The sequence below is a fragment of the Sulfurifustis variabilis genome, from assembly GCF_002355415.1.
GTDB classification, from domain to species: Bacteria; Pseudomonadota; Gammaproteobacteria; order Acidiferrobacterales; family Sulfurifustaceae; genus Sulfurifustis; species Sulfurifustis variabilis.
Genome location: NZ_AP014936.1, coordinates 2310296 through 2328281, shown reverse-complemented (window position 1 = coordinate 2328281; position 17986 = coordinate 2310296). Strand labels below are relative to the sequence as shown.

The 17986-nt window shown below is 68.8% G+C and carries 15 protein-coding genes; 10 read left to right on the top strand and 5 right to left on the bottom strand.

Going from position 1 to position 17986, the window contains the following annotated elements:
• Window positions 1-44: 44 nt before the first annotated feature.
• From SVA_RS11045 to SVA_RS11030, 4 genes are read right to left on the bottom strand one after another with little or no spacing between them, the layout of a single operon-like run.
• Window positions 45-1376 carry a TolC family outer membrane protein gene (locus tag SVA_RS11045; protein WP_096461274.1) on the bottom strand — a complete coding sequence of 444 codons (1332 nt, stop codon included), beginning with the start codon at window positions 1374-1376 and terminating at the stop codon, window positions 45-47.
• A complete protein-coding gene (locus SVA_RS11040; RefSeq protein WP_096461273.1) occupies window positions 1373-4501 on the bottom strand; it encodes an efflux RND transporter permease subunit in 3129 nt (1042 codons plus the stop codon). The genes SVA_RS11045 and SVA_RS11040 overlap by 4 nt, the downstream gene beginning before the upstream one ends.
• Window positions 4498-5175, bottom strand: coding sequence for an efflux RND transporter periplasmic adaptor subunit (locus SVA_RS11035; protein WP_096461272.1), 678 nt, complete (start codon window positions 5173-5175; stop codon window positions 4498-4500). Before SVA_RS11035 ends, SVA_RS11040 begins: the two co-directional genes overlap by 4 nt.
• Before the next feature lie 9 nt (window positions 5176-5184).
• A complete protein-coding gene (locus tag SVA_RS11030; RefSeq protein WP_096461271.1) occupies window positions 5185-5853 on the bottom strand; it encodes a TetR/AcrR family transcriptional regulator in 669 nt (222 codons plus the stop codon).
• Window positions 5854-6004: 151 nt separating this feature from the next.
• On the opposite strand from SVA_RS11030, the gene SVA_RS11025 reads away from it, so the two are divergent.
• The 7 genes from SVA_RS11025 (at window position 6005) to SVA_RS10995 (ending at window position 14462) form a co-directional block, all read left to right on the top strand.
• Entirely contained in the window at window positions 6005-7273 is a 1269-nt protein-coding gene (locus tag SVA_RS11025; RefSeq protein WP_096461270.1) for a TolC family protein, read from the top strand.
• Window positions 7270-8220 (top strand): efflux RND transporter periplasmic adaptor subunit, encoded by a 951-nt coding sequence (locus SVA_RS11020; RefSeq protein WP_169923904.1) that lies wholly within the window; start codon window positions 7270-7272, stop codon window positions 8218-8220. Before SVA_RS11025 ends, SVA_RS11020 begins: the two co-directional genes overlap by 4 nt.
• A gap of 48 nt (window positions 8221-8268) precedes the next feature.
• A complete protein-coding gene (locus SVA_RS11015) occupies window positions 8269-10218 on the top strand; it encodes an ABC transporter permease (RefSeq protein ID WP_096461268.1) in 1950 nt (649 codons plus the stop codon).
• 52 nt (window positions 10219-10270) lie between these two features.
• The gene (gene sucC / locus SVA_RS11010) at window positions 10271-11431 is read left to right on the top strand and encodes an ADP-forming succinate--CoA ligase subunit beta (RefSeq protein WP_096461267.1); all 1161 of its coding nucleotides are present in this window, start codon (window positions 10271-10273) and stop codon (window positions 11429-11431) included.
• 136 nt (window positions 11432-11567) lie between these two features.
• On the top strand, window positions 11568-12440 hold the full coding sequence (sucD, locus tag SVA_RS11005) for a succinate--CoA ligase subunit alpha (protein ID WP_096461266.1): 873 nt from the start codon (window positions 11568-11570) through the stop codon (window positions 12438-12440).
• A gap of 1 nt (window position 12441) precedes the next feature.
• On the top strand, window positions 12442-14070 hold the full coding sequence (locus SVA_RS11000; RefSeq protein ID WP_096461265.1) for an NAD+ synthase: 1629 nt from the start codon (window positions 12442-12444) through the stop codon (window positions 14068-14070).
• Between the two features lie 53 nt (window positions 14071-14123).
• The gene (locus tag SVA_RS10995; RefSeq protein ID WP_096461264.1) at window positions 14124-14462 is read left to right on the top strand and encodes a P-II family nitrogen regulator; all 339 of its coding nucleotides are present in this window, start codon (window positions 14124-14126) and stop codon (window positions 14460-14462) included.
• A 27-nt stretch (window positions 14463-14489) separates the two neighbouring features.
• On the opposite strand, the gene SVA_RS10990 is transcribed toward SVA_RS10995, so the two are convergent.
• Window positions 14490-15269: an outer membrane protein assembly factor BamD gene (locus tag SVA_RS10990; protein WP_096461263.1), complete on the bottom strand. Its 780-nt coding sequence runs from the start codon at window positions 15267-15269 to the stop codon at window positions 14490-14492.
• A 78-nt stretch (window positions 15270-15347) separates the two neighbouring features.
• Between SVA_RS10990 and rluD the strand changes: the two genes are divergently transcribed.
• The 3 genes from rluD (at window position 15348) to SVA_RS10975 (ending at window position 17915) form a co-directional block, all read left to right on the top strand.
• Window positions 15348-16313, top strand: a complete 966-nt coding sequence (gene rluD / locus SVA_RS10985; RefSeq protein ID WP_096461262.1) for a 23S rRNA pseudouridine(1911/1915/1917) synthase RluD — start codon at window positions 15348-15350, stop codon at window positions 16311-16313.
• Window positions 16310-17047, top strand: coding sequence for a peptidoglycan editing factor PgeF (gene pgeF / locus SVA_RS10980; protein ID WP_096461261.1), 738 nt, complete (start codon window positions 16310-16312; stop codon window positions 17045-17047). Before rluD ends, pgeF begins: the two co-directional genes overlap by 4 nt.
• A gap of 67 nt (window positions 17048-17114) precedes the next feature.
• Window positions 17115-17915, top strand: coding sequence for a ZIP family metal transporter (locus tag SVA_RS10975; protein WP_096461260.1), 801 nt, complete (start codon window positions 17115-17117; stop codon window positions 17913-17915).
• Window positions 17916-17986 lie beyond the last annotated feature (71 nt).

The window sequence follows — 17986 nt, the reverse complement described above, 5'->3', positions numbered from 1 at the left end:
CGGCGCATTCTAACCGTGCGTTTGCGCCGTCGGCAGCCGGGCGATCACTTCTCCCGGAGCAGGCGATTGACGGCGATCAGGTCCTCTTCGCCCAGCGTTCCGGCGACGGCCCGGAGCTGGATGCGCGCGAGCAGGTAGTCGTAGCGTGCGCGGGCGAGGTCGCGCAGCGTGCGAAACAGGACACGCTGGTTGTTGAGCACGTCGAGCCCCGTTCGCAGGCCGCGTTCCTGACCGAGCACCGTGGACTCGACCGCCCGCTGGTTGGAGGCGCGCGCCTGCTCGAGCGATCGGACCTGCGCGAGGTTCGTGGTGACTGCGAGATAGATCTCCCGTGCCTGTTGCGCGACCTGGCGCCGGGTGGCTTCGAGCTGCAGCTGCGCCTCGTCGCGGCGCGCGACCGCCTCGCGCACCTGCGCGCTCGTGCCACCGCCCTGGTAGATCGGCAGGTTGAACCGCACGCCCACCTGGTCGGTCGTGGTTTCGATCGGAAGACGGGCGCCGCTGAACACGCTTGGCGCGTCGGCATCGTTGTAGCTGCGCCCAAGCACGAGATCGAGCGTCGGGTAATGGCGACCGCGTCCGGCCTCGACCGCCTGCGCGGCCTGCTCCAGCACCTGCTCGCGCACGAGGACATTCGGGTTTTGTCGTACCGCCGTCTCGACCCAGCTTTCCATGATCGCCGGGTCCGGCGGGACGGGCTCGAGTTTCGCCGTGAGGCCGGCGAGGGGGCCCACGGGATGCCCCGTGAGAACCTGCAGCGATTCCCGCGCCACCTCGAGCTCGTTCGCGGCGGCGATCTCCTGCGAAACGGCGAGGTCGTAAGCCGCCTGCGCGTCGTGCACGTCGATGAGGCTCGCGGTGCCGACGTTGAAGTTGCGGCGCGCCAGCGTGAGCAGCCGCTGAACGGCCGCCTTCTCGGATTGCGCGTAGTCGTGGACCTCGCGGGCCGTAAGGACGGCGAGGTAGGCGCGCACCGTGCGCACGATGAGATCGTCGCGCGCCGCAGCCAGCTGGTGCTCGGATTGCGAGGCAAAGGCCAGGCTCTGCGCGTAGACCGCACGGTTGGGGCGGTTGTACAGCGGCTGGTTCAGCTCGAGGGTGTAGCCTTCGCTGCGAAAGCTGAACGTCCCGTCCACGACCGGCGTCTGCACCTGCTGCCGGTTCTGAAAGACATCCACCGAAAGATCGACGTTAGGAAGGAGCCCCGCCCGCGCCTGCGGCACCTGCTCGAGGTTCGCCCGGTGCGCGGCCTGGGCCGCGGCCCAGGCCGGGTCGTTGGCCTGCGCCTGGCGGTATACCTCGAGCAGGTCGACGGCGGATGCGGGGCCGCTCGTGCCGAGCAGCATGGTCCCGAGCAGCAGGACAGCCGTCCTCATTTGCGGCGAATCCGGGCGATCCGGAGCCAGGCAGGCGCCGCCTCGGCCTGCTCCGGAGCGACGGTACGGCGTGCGCGACGGCGCGCGAGGGCGTTCTCGACCAGCGAGTACACGGCCGGCACGACGATCAGGGTGAGCAGCGTCGAGGACACCATGCCGCCCATCACGACGAGCGCGAGCGGCCGGTTCGTCTCCACGCCCGGCCCGAGCCCGATCGCCGCCGGCAGCATCGCGGCGATCACGGTCAGCGAGGTGATCAGGACCGGCCGCATCCGGTGAGGACAGGCCTCCCCGAGCGCGTCATCAACGGACTTGCCCGCGGCGCGATACTGGTTGGTGAGATCGACGAGCAGGATGGAGTTCTTCGCCACCAGGCCCATGAGCAGGATCATGCCGATCATGGAGAAGAGGTTGAGCGTGTCGCCGGTGCCGAACTGCGAGGATATCCACAGCGCGGTGACGCCTCCGATGATGGCGAGCGGCTGCGCGACCATGACGACCAGGGGTTGGATCAGCGAGTTGAACTGGCTCGCGAGCACCATGTAAATCATGACGAGCGCGAGCGAGAAGGCGAACACGATGTAGCCGCCCGTCTTGGCGAACTCCTCCGCCTGACCGGCGAAGGCGATGGAGTAGCCGGCGGGGAGGATCTCCCGCGCTATCCGGTTCACGGCCTCCGTTGCGTCGCCGAGGGGCAGTCCCTCCAGCGCGCCGTACACGAATCCCGCGTACTGGCGGTTGCGGCGCTTGATCTCCGCCGGACCGAGCCCTTCCTCCACGCGTACCAGCGTGTCGAGGCGCACCAGCTCGTCCGCCCGGTTCTTCACGTAGATCTTCTTCAGCACTTCCGCGCTGTCCCGCTCGCCGGGCTCGACCTGCAGCCGGATGTCGTAGCGCTGGCTGCCCTCGCGAAACTCCGCGATGTCGAGCCCGGCCGTCATCGCGTTGAGCGTCTGCGCCACATCGGCGGCGCTGATGCCGAGCTGGGCAGCCCGTTCGCGGTCGAGCTCGAGGCGGTACTCCGGCAGGTTCAGCTTCAACTCGTTGTCGAGCTTCGCGACGCCCTCGACCTGACTGAGGCGCGCGACCATCTCGCCGGTCAATGCCCCGATCTGGTTGATATCGGGACCGACGACCGCGAATTGCAGCGGCTCGCCGCGCTGTCCGCCGATCGGCGAGATGTTTGCGGGGAAGGCCTGGATGCCGGCGATGCGGTTCAGCTCGCGCCGCAGCTCGGTCATGATCTGCGCCTGGCTCAGCTCGCGTTCCTCGCGCGCCTTGAGCCGGACGAAGGTGCGGCCGGTCGTGACCTGACCCGCCTCCCCCAGCCCCACCGCGGAGAAGAAACTGAAGGTTTCCGGTCGTGCGGCCACGATCGCCTCGACCTCCGCGAGCTTGCGGCTCGTGTACTGGAGGTTCGAGCCGAGCGGCGCCTGGGTCATGATCATGAAGCGCGACTCGTCCTCCTCCGGGACGAAGCTCTTGCCGACGTACCGGAAGGGGAAGACGCTCGAGGCCACGACCAGGACGGCGAGCACGACCACTTTCCACCGGTGGCGCAGCGCCATCCCGAGCAGCCGGCGGTATCCGTTCTCCAGCGCCACGAAACCGCGCTCGAGCACGCGGTATACCCGGCCGTGCGACGAGGGCAGATTCAGGTAACGGGCACACAGCATCGGCGTCAGCGTGAGCGACACCCACAGCGACACCATGACGCCGATGACGACGACCAGCGCGAACGAGGAGAGGAAACGACCCACGATGCCCGTGATGAAGGCGACCGGCAGGAAGATCGACACCAGCGTCAGGGTCGAGGCGATGACCGCGAAGATCACCTGGTTGGAGCCGGCCACCGCGGCGATTTCCCTGTCCTCGTGCTCCTCCTCGCGGTGGCGGAAGATGTTCTCGAGCACCACGATGGCGTCGTCGACGACCACGCCGATCAGCAGCAGCAGGCCGAGGAGGGTGATCTTGTTCAGCGTGTAACCGACGAAGTACATCATCGCGAACGTGGCGAACAGGGAAACCGGTATGGCGGTCGCGATGATCAGGGTCGAGCGGCCGCTCTTGAGGAACAGGAACACGAGCAGCGCGGCGAAGAGCGTGCCCAGCACCAGGTGCTCGTTGAGCGCGGCGATCGACTGGCGGATGGAGATCGAGTCGTCCGAGGAATAGCGGATCTCGAGGCCGGGCGGCAGGGTCGGCCGGATCTCGTTATCGACGCGCTCCTTGATGCGGTCGACCACGGCGACGGTGTTCGCATCGGTGGCCTTGACGATGCCGAGCCCCACCGCCGGCTCGCCCATGTAGCGGGCGAGCTTGCGCGCGTCCTCGAGGCCATCCTCCACGCGCGCCACGTCCTTCAGGTAGACGGGGCTGCCCTGGCGATAGGCGACGATCAGGCGGGCAAGATCCGAAATCCGGTCGAACTCGGCGTCGAACTTGATCAACCACTCCCGCCCCGGCGTCTCGACGAACCCGGCGGGCTGGGTGATGTGCTCGCGCCCGAACGCATTCCCGACGTCGAGCGGCGAGAGGTCGTACGCGCGCAGGCGGTCGGGATCGAGCCAGACGCGGATCGTGCGCTTGATCTGCCCGCCCACCAGCACCTCGCCGACTCCGGAGACGGTCTCGAGGCGCGGCTTGATCACCTCGTCGGCATACGTGTTGAGATCCTGGATGGTGCGGTTGCCGGTGAGCGCGAGCCACAGTACGGCGGTCGCCCCCACTTCGACCTTGCGCACGGTCGGCGGATCGGAGTCCTCCGGCAGCAGCTTCAGAATGCTGTCGACCTTGGCCTTGACCTCCTGGTACGCGACGTCGACGTTCTTCTCGAGCTCGAACTCGACCGCCACCACGGAAGCACCGAGCGACGAGCTCGAGGTGATCGACTTCACGCCCGGGACCTGGTTCACCACCTCCTCGATGCGGTCGGTGATGTTGCGGTCCACGATCTCGGGGTCGGCGCCCGGCATGGTGGTGACCACGCTCACGATCGGAAACTCGACCTTGGGGAACTTGTCGAGTCCGAGCCGGTTGAACGCGATGACGCCGAACAGGATGAGCACGAGGCTCACCATGAGCGTGAAGACGTTGCGGCGGATCGACAGTTCGGGAAGGGTCATGACTGGCCTTCGCGGATCCGGATCTTCGTGTCGTTTGATAGCAGGGCGGCGCCGTCGACCACGACCGTTTCGCCCGGCTTCAGGCCCTCGATGATCTCGATGATGCCTTCGCGGGCGATGCCCGTGCTCACCCGCCGCTCCTTCGCCTGTTCGCCCTCGACCACGTACACCACCGTGCCCGCCGGCCGCAGCACGACGGCCTGTTCCGGCACGGTCACGGCGTTCTTTCGCACGCCGAGCGTGACTTCACCGCGCACGCTGCCGCGCGGGCGCCATTTCTCGCCCCGCGGCACCGCGACGATGACCTCGCGGCTCACGGTCGTGATGTTGAGCGCGGGTCGAATTTCCCGGATGCGACCGGTCACGACCTGATCCGGCGTGGCGAAGTTGCTGAGCCGTACCGGCTGCCCGACCTTAAGCTGGAGCGCGATGGTCTCCGGGAACGGGAGCCGGATGTAGGTCGTGCCGGTGCGCTCCCGAGTCGGGTCGTAGCCGAGCGCGGCGACGATCGCCGTCTCCGCGCCCACGGCGGCTTCCGTGACCGCGAGATCGCGCTGACCGACCGGCGCCGTCGTCACGGTGACCACGCGTTCGGGCGGCTTCGGCGGCTCCTTGGACGTGCACGCGAAGAGCGCGAGGAGGGAACCCAGCAGGAAGGCGGCGCGGACCGGCATCGTTTTACCTCAGACAGCGTCTTTTCGAATTTTTCTCGTGGCCGGTTCGGCGGTCGCGGCCATGCCGTTGAGCAGGAGGTCAACGAGCATGCGGCTGTAACCGGACGGATCCTGCGCGAAGCGCACGTCGGGAAAGTGCCGCAGCACCTCCCGGGACTGGAAGAAGAAGACGCTGGCGCCGATGAGCAGCGTCGCGACCATGGCCGGATCGATCTCGCGCCGCAGCTCGCCGGTCTCCTGAGCGGACCGGAGGATGGCGACCAGTCGGGCGAAGGTGTCCCCGAAGACCCGCTCGGCAAGGTCCCGATCGAAGCGGTCGTCGCGGTCCGTGAGCAGCTCGCGCATCATGAGGCGGTGGATCTGGTCGTGCTCGAGCATGTCCCGGAGCATGCCCTCCGCGTAATCGGGCAGGCGCCGGCTGACCGGTCCCCCCGGCTCCCCGAGCGTTCGCAGGCGCTCGGCGGCGTTGCATGCGCCGCGCACCACCGCAAGGTAAAGTTCCTTTTTGGAGCTGAAGTGATGAAAGACGTTCGCCTTGCTGACGGCGGCCGCGGCGGCGATCTGGTTCATCGAAACGCGGTCGTAGCCGTGCTCGGCGAACAAGGTCGCCGCGGCCGCGAGGATGCGCGCGACCGCATCCGGCTCGGATCGGGTACTGGTGCTGGGTTCCGTCGTCACGGTTTCAAAGCGGCGTTGACGGGTTTTGAGCGGGATGGGACACTGACCGACCGGTCAGTCAGTGCACTATAGCCAAGCCCGCGACGGAGAACAACGGTCCGGCAGTCGCCCGACCTGGTGCCGCGCAGGGCTCAAACACGAGGCGCAGAGCATGTTCGCCGCCAAGGCACGGCTAGTGATCCCCGTCGCGCTTGCCCTGGCCGGGGTCCCGGCCGCCGCTTCGGCCGAGCCGGTCACCTGGGAGCGCGCCGTACAGGAGGCGGCGCGGACGAACCCGGACCTGCGCGCCGCCCGCTCGACCCTCGATTCGTCGCGGTATCAGACGCGCGCCGCGCGCGGTGGCTACTTCCCCCAGGTTTCCGGCGGCGTGGGGTACACCGACGTCTCGCGCGACAGTGGCGCATTCACGACCAGCGAGAGCGGCTATACCACCGCGCTTTCCGTCACGCAGAACCTGTTCTCCGGTTTTCAGGATCAAGGGCTCGTGGAGCAGGCGCAGGCGAACTTCGCGGCAACCCGGGCGCGGCTCGACGGAATCAGGGCGCAGGTGAGCCGGGACCTCAAGGCGGCGTTCGCCGGCATGCAGTACGCTCAGCAGAACGTCGGTCTTTCGCGCGACATTGTCCGGCGGCGCGAGGAGAACCTGCGACTCGTCGAACTCCGTTTCGAGGGCGGACGCGAGAACCGCGGCGCGTACCTCGTCACGCGCGCGGCCGTCTCCGAGGCGCGCTATGAGCTGCTGCAGGCGGAGCAGGCGGTCTATTCGGCGCGCGCCGAGCTGGCTCGGGTCCTCGGCCGGTCTCCGGCCGAGGACCTCGAGGTCGTCGGAAACGTGCCGATCGAGGCGCCCGGCCGCGCGCCCGATTTCTCCCGACTCGCCCAGCAGGTTCCCGGCTTCCGCGAGGCGGAAGCGCAGCAGAACTTCGCGCTCGCCGGCGCGAAGATCTCGCGTTCGAACCTCCTCCCGAGTCTCGATCTGCAGGGGACGGTTGCGCGCGACGGCGAAGACTGGGCCCCGCAGGACGACCGGCGGCAGATCTCGCTCAACCTCTCGATACCGATCTACAGCGGCGGACGGAACTACTACGACGTGCAGAGCGCGGCCGCGAACGTCGAGGCCGCCGCCTCGACCCGGGACAGCACGGAGGCGCAGGTTCTGGTGCAGCTGCGCCAGATGCACGCAGCCTACGTGGAGTCGGTGCAGAAGCTCCAGGTGGACCGCGAGTCGCTCGATGCGGCGGCGGTCCGCGCGGAGATCACCCGCGCGCGCTACGACAACGGGCTCGTCTCCTTCGAGGAATGGGACCGGGTCGAGAACGACCTCATTCAGCGCCAGCGGAGCTACGTGCTGTCGCAGCGCCAACGGATCGTGGCCGAGGCGAACTGGGAGCTCGCGCAGGGGCGGGGGGCGATACCGTGAAGCGCGGCGTCCGGTTGCTCGTCGTCGTGGCGCTCCTCGGCCTGTTCGCCGCCGGCGCCGCGTTCTACTGGCGGGGCGGGGAGGAGGCGGGGCCGGTCCTGCGGGAGGTGACCGTGGAGCGCGGCGATCTGACCGTGACCATTCTTGCGACCGGCGTGGTGCAGCCGCGCAACCGGCTGGAGATCAAGCCGCCGATCGCGGGGCGTGTGGAGCAGGTGCTCGCGCGCGAAGGCGAGCTGGTACGCAAGGGGCAGATCCTCGCCTGGATGAGCTCCACCGAGCGCGCGGCACTCCTCGACGCCGCCCGCGCAAAGGGCCCGGAGGAAGTCCGGCGCTGGGAGCAGCTGTATCGGGCCACGCCGATCCTTGCGCCGATCCCGGGGACCGTCATCTCGCGCAACGTCGAGCCCGGTCAGACGTTCACCAGCCAGGACGCGATCTTCGTGATGTCCGACCGGCTGACGGTCAAGGCGCAAGTCGACGAAACCGACATCGCGCAGATCCGTCTCAAACAGAGCGCGATCGTCGAGCTCGACGCGTACCCCGGCAAGCCGGTGCCCGGCGCGGTCGAGCAGATCGCTTACGACGCCCAGACCGTGAGCAACGTGACCACGTACGAAGTCGATGTTTTGCCCGAGCGCATCCCGCCGTTCATGCGCAGCGGCATGACCGCCAACGTTCGCTTCGAGGTGGCGCGGGCGGAGAACGCGCTGCTCCTGCCGACGAACGCCGTGCGGCGGCGGGACGAGGGCGTCACGGTGCTGGTGCCGGACGGCAAGCGGCCGCCCGTGGAGCGCGAGGTCGAGACCGGCTTGAGCGACGGCAAGCACGTCGAGGTCCTCGCGGGCCTGACCGAAGGCGATACCGTGCTGGCGCCCGATCTCCGGGCGGGTGCGCGCGCCGGCGGCGGAGGCAGCCCGCTGACGCCCTTCGGGCGACGCCGGTAGCGTAAGCGACAGGCCGGGCGCACCGGGGATGCGTCAGCGACACCACCGATGATCGAGCTCAAGGACATCCACAAGCGCTACCGGATGGGCGACATGAGCGTCCACGTGCTGCGCGGCATCTCGCTGACCATCGCGCCGGGCGAGTTCGTCGCCATCACCGGCCCATCGGGTTCCGGCAAGTCGACGCTGATGAACGTCATCGGCCTGCTCGACGTGCCCGACTCGGGCTCCTACAAGCTCTACGGGCGCGAGATCGCCGGGGTCGAAGAGGACGAACTGGCCGTGCTGCGCCGGGAGGCGATCGGCTTCGTCTTCCAGCAGTTCAACCTGCTTCCGCGCGTCACCGCCTGCGAGAACGTCGCTCTTCCGCTGATCTATTCCAAGGGCACGGTCGACCTCGGTCGCGCGCAAGCCCTGCTGAAGCAGGTCGGTCTCGGCGACCGCCTCGCGCACCGGCCGAACGAGCTCTCCGGCGGCCAGCAGCAGCGCGTCGCGATCGCGCGCGCGCTCGTCAACGACCCGCGCATCATTCTCGCGGACGAACCGACCGGGAACCTGGACACCGCGAGCCAGCGGGAAATCATGGCGATCCTGAAAGAGCTGAACCGCCAGGGCATCACGGTGATCCTCGTCACGCACGAGGAGGAGGTGGCGCGCGAGGCGCACCGGCGTATCCGGCTGCGCGACGGCACGGTGCAGTCGGACGAGCGCGTGCAGCCCGATCGGCCGGCGGTGGAAGCCGGCCCGGCTCACGGCCGGACCCTGCGGCTGTCGTGGCTCGCCGAGGCGCGCGAGCACGTTCGCCAGGGGCTGCGCGCGCTCGCCGCCAACAAGGTCCGGACAGCGCTCTCCATGCTCGGCATCCTGATCGGCGTCGCGGCGGTCATCGCCATGCTCGCGCTCGGCCGCGGAGCGCAGCAGGCCATCGAGCAGCAACTCGCCTCCCTCGGGTCGAACCTGCTCGTGCTCCGGGGTGGCGCGGTGCGCGTGGGCGGCGTGGCCCAGGAGGCGGGTCTTACGACGCGGCTCACGATCGAGGACGTGGCGGCGATCGAGGAGCAGATTCCCGGGGTGCGCAACGCTTCTCCCAGCGTGCAGGGGCGCGTGCGCGTGACCTTCGGCAACCGCAACTGGAATACGCAGCTGCTCGGCACCGGCGTCGACTACGCGACGATGCGCGCCGCGCAGCCGCAGGTCGGCCGCTTCTTCACCGAGGAAGAGAACCGCACGCGCGCGCGGGTCGCGGTGGTCGGCCTCACCGTCGTCCGGGAGCTGTTCGAGGGAAGGAATCCCATCGGGGAAATGATCAAGATCGATCGCGTGAACTTCCAGGTGATCGGCGTCCTGCCGGAGAAGGGCGCGACCGGGTGGCGCGACCAGGACGACACCATCGTGATCCCGGTGCTGACCGCCATGTACCGGGTGCTGGGCAAGGATTACGTCGACTCGATCGAGATCGAGGCGACGAGCGCCGCGGAGCTCGATCCGGTCACGCGGCGGACGACGGACCTCATGGTCCAGCGCCACCGCGTGCCGCCCTCGCAGCGACAGGACGCGTTCCGCATCCGCAACCTCGCCGATATCCAGCAGACCATGGTCGAGTCGAGCCGCACCATGTCGCTGCTTCTCGCCTCGATCGCGGCGATCTCGCTGCTGGTCGGTGGCATCGGCATCATGAACATCATGCTGGTGTCGGTGACGGAGCGGACGCGGGAAATCGGGCTGAGAAAGGCGGTCGGCGCGCGTCGCGGCGACATCCTCTCGCAGTTCCTGGTCGAAACCCTCGTGGTGAGCGCCGTCGGGGGGCTGGCGGGGGTCTTGCTCGGCTGGCTCATCACACTGGTCATGTCCGGGGTGGCCGGCTGGAACGCCTCGGTCTCGCCCGCCGCCGTGCTGCTCGCCGTCGCGTTTTCCGCCGGCGTCGGCATCCTGTTCGGGCTCTACCCGGCGCGCCGCGCGGCGGGGCTGAACCCGATCGAGGCCCTGCGCTACGAGTAGCGGCGGCTCGGCGCGCCGGCTGTGGTAAATTGCGCGTTTCGAGCGGCGACCCATGAACCTCCACGAATACCAGGCCAAGGCCCTGCTTTCCGAGTACGGCGTCCCGGTGCCGTCCGGCCGTCCCGCGCTGAGCGCGGACGAGGCGCTTGCGGCGGGCGAGGCCCTCGGCGGCGACGCGTGGGTGGTCAAGGCACAGGTGCACGCGGGCGGCCGCGGCAAGGCCGGCGGCGTGCGTCGGGTGCGGGGCCGGAAGGAGCTCGAGCAGGCGGCGCGCGCGCTTCTCGGTACCCGCCTGGTCACGCACCAGACCGGCGCGCGCGGACAGCCGGTCGAGCGCATCCTCGTCGAGCAGCCGAGCGAGATCGCGCGCGAGCTCTATCTCGCGTGTCTCCTCGACCGCACGCTCGAGCGGGTCGTGTTCATCGCCTCGGCGGAAGGGGGAATGGACATCGAGGAGGTCGCGGCGCGTCATCCCGAGAAGATCCTCAAGGCGGTCGCCCATCCGGCCGCCGGCATCCAGCCTTATCAGAGCCGCCAGCTCGCGTTCGCGCTCGGACTCAAAGACAGGCAGGTGAGCCAGCTCGCGGCCATCATGCAGCACCTGTTCCATCTCTATAAGGCGCGCGACCTCAGCCTGGTGGAGATCAATCCCCTGGTGGTGACGACGGCCGGCGACCTGCTCGCGCTCGACGCGAAGATCCAGGTGGACGACAACGCGCTCTACCGGCAGAAGACGCTCGAGGCCCTCCGCGATCCCGCGCAGGAGGACCGGCGCGAGCAGCGCGCGCAGGAGCATGGGCTCAACTACGTCGCGCTCGACGGCGATATCGGCTGCATGGTGAACGGCGCCGGCCTCGCGATGGCGACGATGGACCTCATCAAGCTGCACGGCGGCAACCCCGCCAACTTCCTCGACGTGGGCGGCGGCACGACCGCGGACCGCGTGGCCGAGGCGTTCAAGATCATTCTGACCGACGGCGCCGTGAAGGCGATCCTCGTGAACATCTTCGGCGGCATCGTGCGCTGCGACCTGATCGCCGAAGGGATCATCAAGGCGGTGCAGGAAGTCGGCATACGGATCCCCGTCGTCGTGCGCCTCGAAGGCACGAACGCCGAGCAGGGCCGGGCGCTGCTCGCGGGGAGCGGCCTCGAGATCCAGGCGGCGGCCAGCCTCACCGAGGCCGCCCAGCGCGCCGTCGCGTCGGTCAAATAGAAGTGGAAGTAACAATTGTTTTGAACCGCCAGGAACGCCAAGGACGCCAGGTCAAGAGCGACGGAAAAGATGATTCATACTTCTCGAAATTATTTCTTTGCGTTCTTGGCGCCCTCGGCGGTTCGATTTTTTTAACATGAGCATACTGGTCGACAAGAGCACGAAGGTGATCTGCCAGGGGTTCACCGGCAAGCAGGGGACGTTCCACTCCGAGCAGGCGATCGCCTACGGGACGAACATGGTCGGCGGCGTGACGCCGGGCAAGGGCGGACAGACGCACCTCGGGCTGCCGGTGTTCGACACGGTGCGCGACGCGGTGGAGCGGACCGGCGCCGACGCGACGATGATCTACGTGCCGGCGGCCTTCGCGGCGGACTCCATCCTCGAGGCCGCCGACGCCGGCATCGAGGTGATCGCGTGCATCACCGAAGGCATCCCGGTGCGCGACATGCTGCGCGTGAAGGCGGCGCTTCGCGATTATCCGCAGTCCGTGCTGATCGGGCCGAACTGCCCGGGGATCATCACGCCCGGCGAGTGCAAGATAGGCATCATGCCGGGCGCGATCCACAAGCCGGGCGTGGTCGGCATCGTGTCGCGTTCCGGCACGCTGACCTACGAAGCCGTGTACCAGACGACGCAGGAAGGACTGGGACAGAGCACCTGCATCGGCATCGGCGGCGACCCGGTGCACGGACTTTCCTTCGTCGACTGCCTGGCGCGTTTCGAGCGGGACCCGCAGACACGCGGGATCGTGCTCGTCGGAGAGATCGGCGGACAGGACGAGGAGGCCGCGGCGGCGTACATCCGCAGCCACGTGCGCAAGCCCGTCGTCGCCTACATCGCCGGCGTGACCGCGCCCAAAGGCAAGCGGATGGGGCACGCCGGCGCGGTGATCGCCGGCGGCAAGGGGACGGCGGAGGAGAAGTACCGCGCGCTCGAAGCGGCGGGCGTCCACACCGTCCGCTCTCCCGCCGAGATCGGCCGGCGCATGCGCGAAGTCCTGAGCTGACGTGCCCGAACGCGTCCGGATCGCACTGGCGCAGGTCAACCTGCTGGTCGGCGACGTGCCCGGCAACGTCGCCAGGATCCTCGCCTGGACCGAACGCGCGCGCGACGAGCACAAGGCCGACCTCGTCGTCTTTCCCGAGCTCGCGCTGACGAGCTACCCGCCCGAGGACCTGTTGCGCCGCGCCGGGCTGCTGCGGCGCGTGGAGCAGGGGCTGGAAACGCTGCGGGAGGGCATTCGGGGTATCGAGGCGATCGTGGGTCACCCGCACCGGGCGCAGGGCGGGCTGTACAACGCCGCCTCGCTTCTCGGCAACGGCGAGATACGCGCCACCTACCTCAAGCACCACCTTCCGAACTACGGCGTGTTCGACGAGAAGCGCTATTTCGCCTCCGGCACGGCGCCCTGCGTCGTCCCCGTACGCGGGCTGCCGGTGGGGCTCACCGTCTGCGAAGACATGTGGGCGCCGGGGCCCGTCGAGCAGACGGTGAAGGCCGGCGCGCGGCTGCTGATCAACATCAACGGCTCTCCGTACCACATGAACAAGGGCCGCGAGCGCCTGGAGATCGTCGTCCGCCACGCGCGCACGAACCGCGTCCCCTTCGTGTATCTCAACCTCGTGGGCGGGCAGGACGAGCTCGTGTTCGACGGCGAGTCGTTCGTCACCGATGCGGCGGGCGGTGTCGTGATGCGCGCGCCGGCCTTCGTCGAGGGGCTCTATCCGCTGGACATCGAGGTCGGCGGCGAAGCGCGGCCCGTTCCCGGTGCGATCGCACCCGAGCTGTCCGACGAGGAGAGCGTCTACGCGGCGCTCGTGCTCGGTGTGCGCGACTACGTGGAAAAGAACCGGTTCGCGGGCGTGGTGCTCGGTCTCTCGGGGGGCGTCGATTCCGCGCTCACGCTCTGCATCGCCGTCGATGCGCTCGGTCCCGAGCGGGTCGAGGCGGTCATGATGCCGTCGCGGTACACGGCCTCGATGAGCCTCGAGGACGCGCGGGCGCAGGCGGAGATCCTCGGCGTCGCCCACCGCACGATCCCCATCGAGCCGATGTTCCAGGCGTTCATCGCGTCCCTCGCGGAGGAGTTCAGGGGCATGCCGCCCGACACGACCGAGGAGAACATCCAGGCGCGGGTGCGCGGCGTCCTGCTCATGGCGATCTCGAACAAGACCGGCAAGATGGTGCTCACCACCGGCAACAAGAGCGAGATGGCCGTGGGTTACGCCACGCTCTACGGCGACATGGCGGGCGGCTTCGCCGCGATCAAGGACGTGCCGAAGACGCTCGTCTACCGTCTCGCCGCCTGGCGCAACCGTCGCCGGGCGGTCATTCCGCAGCGGGTTTTCGACCGGCCGCCGTCGGCGGAGCTTCGCCCCGACCAGAAGGACACCGATTCGCTCCCGCCGTACGCGGTGCTCGACCCGATTCTCGAGCGCTACGTCGAGCGCGAAGAGTCGCCGGAGGAGATCGTCGCCGCCGGCTTCGAGGCCGAGACCGTGCAACGGGTCGTCCGCATGGTGGATCGCAACGAGTACAAGCGGCGCCAGGCGCCGCCCGGGGTGCGCATCACGCCGCGGGCCTTCGGGCGCGATCGCCGCTACCCCATTACCTCCGGTTACCCCGGCGACAGGTAGTCACGGCGCGGGCGCCGGGACATAATGTGCAACCCACAGGTGGGGCGAGACGAATGAAGAAGATCGAGGCCATCATCAAGCCGTTCAAGCTGGACGACGTGCGCGAGGCGCTTTCGGAGGCGGGGGTGACGGGGCTGACCGTGACCGAGGTCAAGGGCTTCGGGCGGCAGAAGGGCCATACCGAGCTCTACCGCGGCGCCGAGTACGTCGTCGATTTCCTCCCCAAGGTGAAGCTCGAGGTCGTCGTCGCCGACGGTCAGGTGGACCGCTGCATCGAGGCGATCATCGCCGGCGCGCGCACCGGCAAGATCGGGGACGGCAAGATCTTCGTGACGCCGGTCGAGCACATCGTGCGCATTCGCACGGGCGAACGGGGCGAAGAGGCGATCTGACGGTCCCGTCCGGCTCCGCCTGCACGGTCAACCGGCGTCCGCCCCGATCGACCGGATCTCGACCAGGTAGCGGCTCTCCGGAAAATTCCGCTCGAGGACGCGCAGGGTGTCCGTCAACAACCCGTCCATTCCCATGCGCTTGTAGGCCATGGCCTGGATGCCGAGGGCGTCCTCGGTCGCGGGCGTGCGCGGGAAGTTCTCGAGCGCCTGCTTGCACCGGTTGACGGCGGCGACGTAGGCGCCGCGATCGAAATAGAATCGCGCCACCTTCACTTCGTAGCGGGCCTGCGCGTCGAACAGGTACGCCATGCGCTGCGCCGCGTCCGGCGCGTAGCGGCTGTTCGGGAATCGCTCCACCAGCTCGCGAAAGGCGTTGTACGAATCGCGAGCGCCCTTCGGGTCGCGATCGGAGAGATCGTCTTCGACGCCAAGCAGCCAGTACACGAAGTTCTTGCTGCCGCGGAAGTTCACCAGACCCTTGAGGTAGTACGCGTAGTCGACGTTCGGGTGTGTCGGATGCTGGCGGATGAAGCGGTCGGCGGCGGCGAGCGCGAGTGCCGGCTCCTGGTCCTTGTAATAGGCGTACGCGATCTCGAGCTGCGCCTGCTCGGCGTAGCGGCCGTAGGGATAGCGCGCCTCGAGCGTCTCGAGGTGCTTGATGGCCGCCGCCCAGTCGCCGTCGTCCATCCGGTCCTTGGCCTCCGCGTAGAACCGTTCGGGCGTCCAGTCCTTGGTGGGGTCGGTAATCGAGGTGCAGGCCGCGAGCGCGAGGAAAGCGAGGAGCAGCGGGAGGCGGCGAAGCGTCATGGCGGTGGACCTCTGATCAGACGGGCGTGAAGCGGCTAAACTGCCGACCATGCCGGCGACGCGATGATACTGACAAGCATGCCCCAAGCAAAGGTGCTCAGCGCCCGGATTCCGCCCGAGCAGGCGGGACGACGGCTCGACCAGGCGCTCGCGGCGCTCTTTCCCGACATCACGCGCTCTCAGCTCCAGCAGTGGATCGAGGAGGGTCGGGTGTCGCTTGCGGACCGCCTGCCGCGCAAGCGCGACAAGGTGAGCGGCGGCGAGATGGTGGAGATCCGGCCGCCGCCGCCGCGGGAGACGACGTCGGCGGCCCAGCCGATACCGCTCGCGATCGTGTACGAGGACGACGACGTGCTCGTCCTCGACAAGCCCGCCGGTCTCGTCGTGCATCCCGGCGCCGGCAACCCCAAGGACACGCTGCTCAACGCGCTGCTGCATCACTTCCCGGCGGCCGCGCAGCTGCCGCGCGCCGGGATCGTCCATCGGCTCGACAAGGACACGTCGGGACTGCTCGTCGTCGCGAAGAACGAGCGCGCGCGGCAGCGATTGATCCGCCAGCTCCAGAAGCGCACGGTCGAGCGCGAGTACGTGGCGATCGTCAATGGCGTGCTCGTCGCCGGCGGCACCGTGGAGGCGCCGATCGGGCGCCACCGGCACGAACGGACGCGCATGGCCGTTACGGAACGGGGCAAGACGGCCATCACGCATTACCGCGTGCTCAAGAAGTACCGCGCCCACACCCTCGTGCAGCTGAAGCTCGAGTCCGGGCGCACGCACCAGATCCGCGTGCACATGGCGCACCTGCACTTCCCTCTGCTCGGCGATCCCGTGTACGGCGGACGACTGCGCGTCCCGAAGGGTGCGACGCCGCAGCTGACCGGCGCGCTGCGCGGCTTCAGGCGCCAGGCGCTGCACGCGGCCAAACTGGCGCTCGTGCATCCGACGACCGGCGAGCGCATGCAATGGACCGCTTCGGTGCCGAAGGACATGAGCGGCCTCATGGAGATTCTCGCGAGGGACGCCAGGGCGCACGGGCCGCCATGAGGAACCTCGAATTCATACGCGCCGACTGGCCCGCGCCCCCGCAGGTCCGCGCCGTCACCACGACGCGCCTGGGCGGCGTGAGTTCCGGGCCCTACGCCTCGTTTAATCTCGGCGATCACGTCGGCGACGTCCCCGATCGGGTGCGCGCGAACCGTGCCCGCCTGGGCGAGACGCTCGGCCTCGGCGCGCCGCCGCTCTGGCTGCGGCAGGTGCACGGTACCCGCGTGGTCGACGTCGGGCAAGCGGTCGAGGGGACCGAGGCGGACGGCATCGTGTCGGCGGAGTCCGGACGCGCGTGCGCCGTGCTCACCGCGGACTGCCTGCCGATCCTGCTCTGCGACCGCGCGGGAACGCGGGTCGCCGCGCTGCATGCGGGATGGCGCGGTCTCGCCGCCGGCATCGTCGAGGCGGGCGTGCGCGCGATGCGCGCGCCCGCCCCGGCGCTGTTCGCGTGGCTGGGGCCGGGAATAGGCAGGACGGCTTACGAGGTGGGCGACGAGGTACGCGAGGCGTTCGCCGAACGCGATCCCGGCGCCGCCGCGGCGTTCACGCGCAGTCCGCGGGGAAGATGGATGGCGGACATGTACGCGCTCGCCCGCCGGCGACTCAACGCGGCGGGCGTGGTCGCGGTCTACGGTGGCGAGTACTGCACGGCGAGCCAGGAGGCGCTTTTCTTCTCCTATCGCCGCGACGGCACGACCGGCCGGATGGCGTCCCTGATCTGGCTCGGCTAGGCGCGCATACCGGGCCCCGATGCGTTCGGGTATGATCGCGCCTTCTTCAAAACCATAAGAAAGCGGGATGCCCGAGCTGGTCCTCTGGATCGTCGTCTTCACCGCGCTCGGCGGCGTGCTGAGCGCGGGCGCCGCGGGCGTGTTTCTGCTCCTGTCGGAACGCGTGCGCGCGCGGCTCCTTCCGCCGCTGGTGAGCTTCGCCATCGGCGCGCTTCTCGGCGCCGCCTTTCTCGGACTGCTTCCCCGCGCGATCGCGGAGGTGGCCGAGGTCCACTACATCACGATCGCCGTGCTGGGCGGCCTGCTCGGCTTCTTCGTGCTCGAGAAGATGGTGATCTGGCGCCACTGCCACAGCCACGAATGCGAGGTGCACGGCCACGGCCCGCTCGAAGGCACCCTGTTCGACTTCGACAAGGTGCGCAAGGCGGCGGCCGGCAAGCTGATCCTGATCGGCGACGGCATACACAACCTGGTCGACGGCGTGCTCATCGCCGCGGCCTTCCTGACCGACATCCGGCTGGGTGTGGTGACGAGCATCGCGGTGATCGCGCACGAGATCCCGCAGGAGCTCGGCGATCTCGCCGTTCTGCTCCACAGCGGCTACACGCGCGCCCGCGCGTTCACCTACAACGTGCTCACCGGCCTCACGACGGTGGTCGGCGGCGTCGTCGCCTACTTCTCGCTCTCGCTCGCGCAGGGCGTCGTGCCGTACGTGCTTGCCATCGCCGCGGCGAGCTTTCTTTATATCGCCGTGGCGGACCTCATTCCCGGTCTGCACAAACGACCCGAGTTCAGCGCCACGGTGCAACAGGTTGCGCTCATCGGTCTCGGCGTCGGCGTTATCCTGGTGACGCGCGCGCTGCATTGATCCGGCCTGGCCGGGGTGACGGCCCTCACGCGGGCGCACGCGCCCCGGGCCGTCGGGTTTTCTAGACCCTG

Coding starts and splice junctions, on each gene's coding strand:
- SVA_RS11045 (WP_096461274.1), bottom strand. CDS start 1,376: ATGAGGACGGCTGTCCTGCTGCTCGGGACCATGCTGCTCGGCACGAGC.
- SVA_RS11040 (WP_096461273.1), bottom strand. CDS start 4,501: ATGACCCTTCCCGAACTGTCGATCCGCCGCAACGTCTTCACGCTCATG.
- SVA_RS11035 (WP_096461272.1), bottom strand. CDS start 5,175: ATGCCGGTCCGCGCCGCCTTCCTGCTGGGTTCCCTCCTCGCGCTCTTC.
- SVA_RS11025 (WP_096461270.1), top strand. CDS start 6,005: ATGTTCGCCGCCAAGGCACGGCTAGTGATCCCCGTCGCGCTTGCCCTG.
- SVA_RS11015 (WP_096461268.1), top strand. CDS start 8,269: ATGATCGAGCTCAAGGACATCCACAAGCGCTACCGGATGGGCGACATG.
- sucC (WP_096461267.1), top strand. CDS start 10,271: ATGAACCTCCACGAATACCAGGCCAAGGCCCTGCTTTCCGAGTACGGC.
- sucD (WP_096461266.1), top strand. CDS start 11,568: ATGAGCATACTGGTCGACAAGAGCACGAAGGTGATCTGCCAGGGGTTC.
- SVA_RS10995 (WP_096461264.1), top strand. CDS start 14,124: ATGAAGAAGATCGAGGCCATCATCAAGCCGTTCAAGCTGGACGACGTG.
- SVA_RS10990 (WP_096461263.1), bottom strand. CDS start 15,269: ATGACGCTTCGCCGCCTCCCGCTGCTCCTCGCTTTCCTCGCGCTCGCG.
- rluD (WP_096461262.1), top strand. CDS start 15,348: ATGCCCCAAGCAAAGGTGCTCAGCGCCCGGATTCCGCCCGAGCAGGCG.
- pgeF (WP_096461261.1), top strand. CDS start 16,310: ATGAGGAACCTCGAATTCATACGCGCCGACTGGCCCGCGCCCCCGCAG.
- SVA_RS10975 (WP_096461260.1), top strand. CDS start 17,115: ATGCCCGAGCTGGTCCTCTGGATCGTCGTCTTCACCGCGCTCGGCGGC.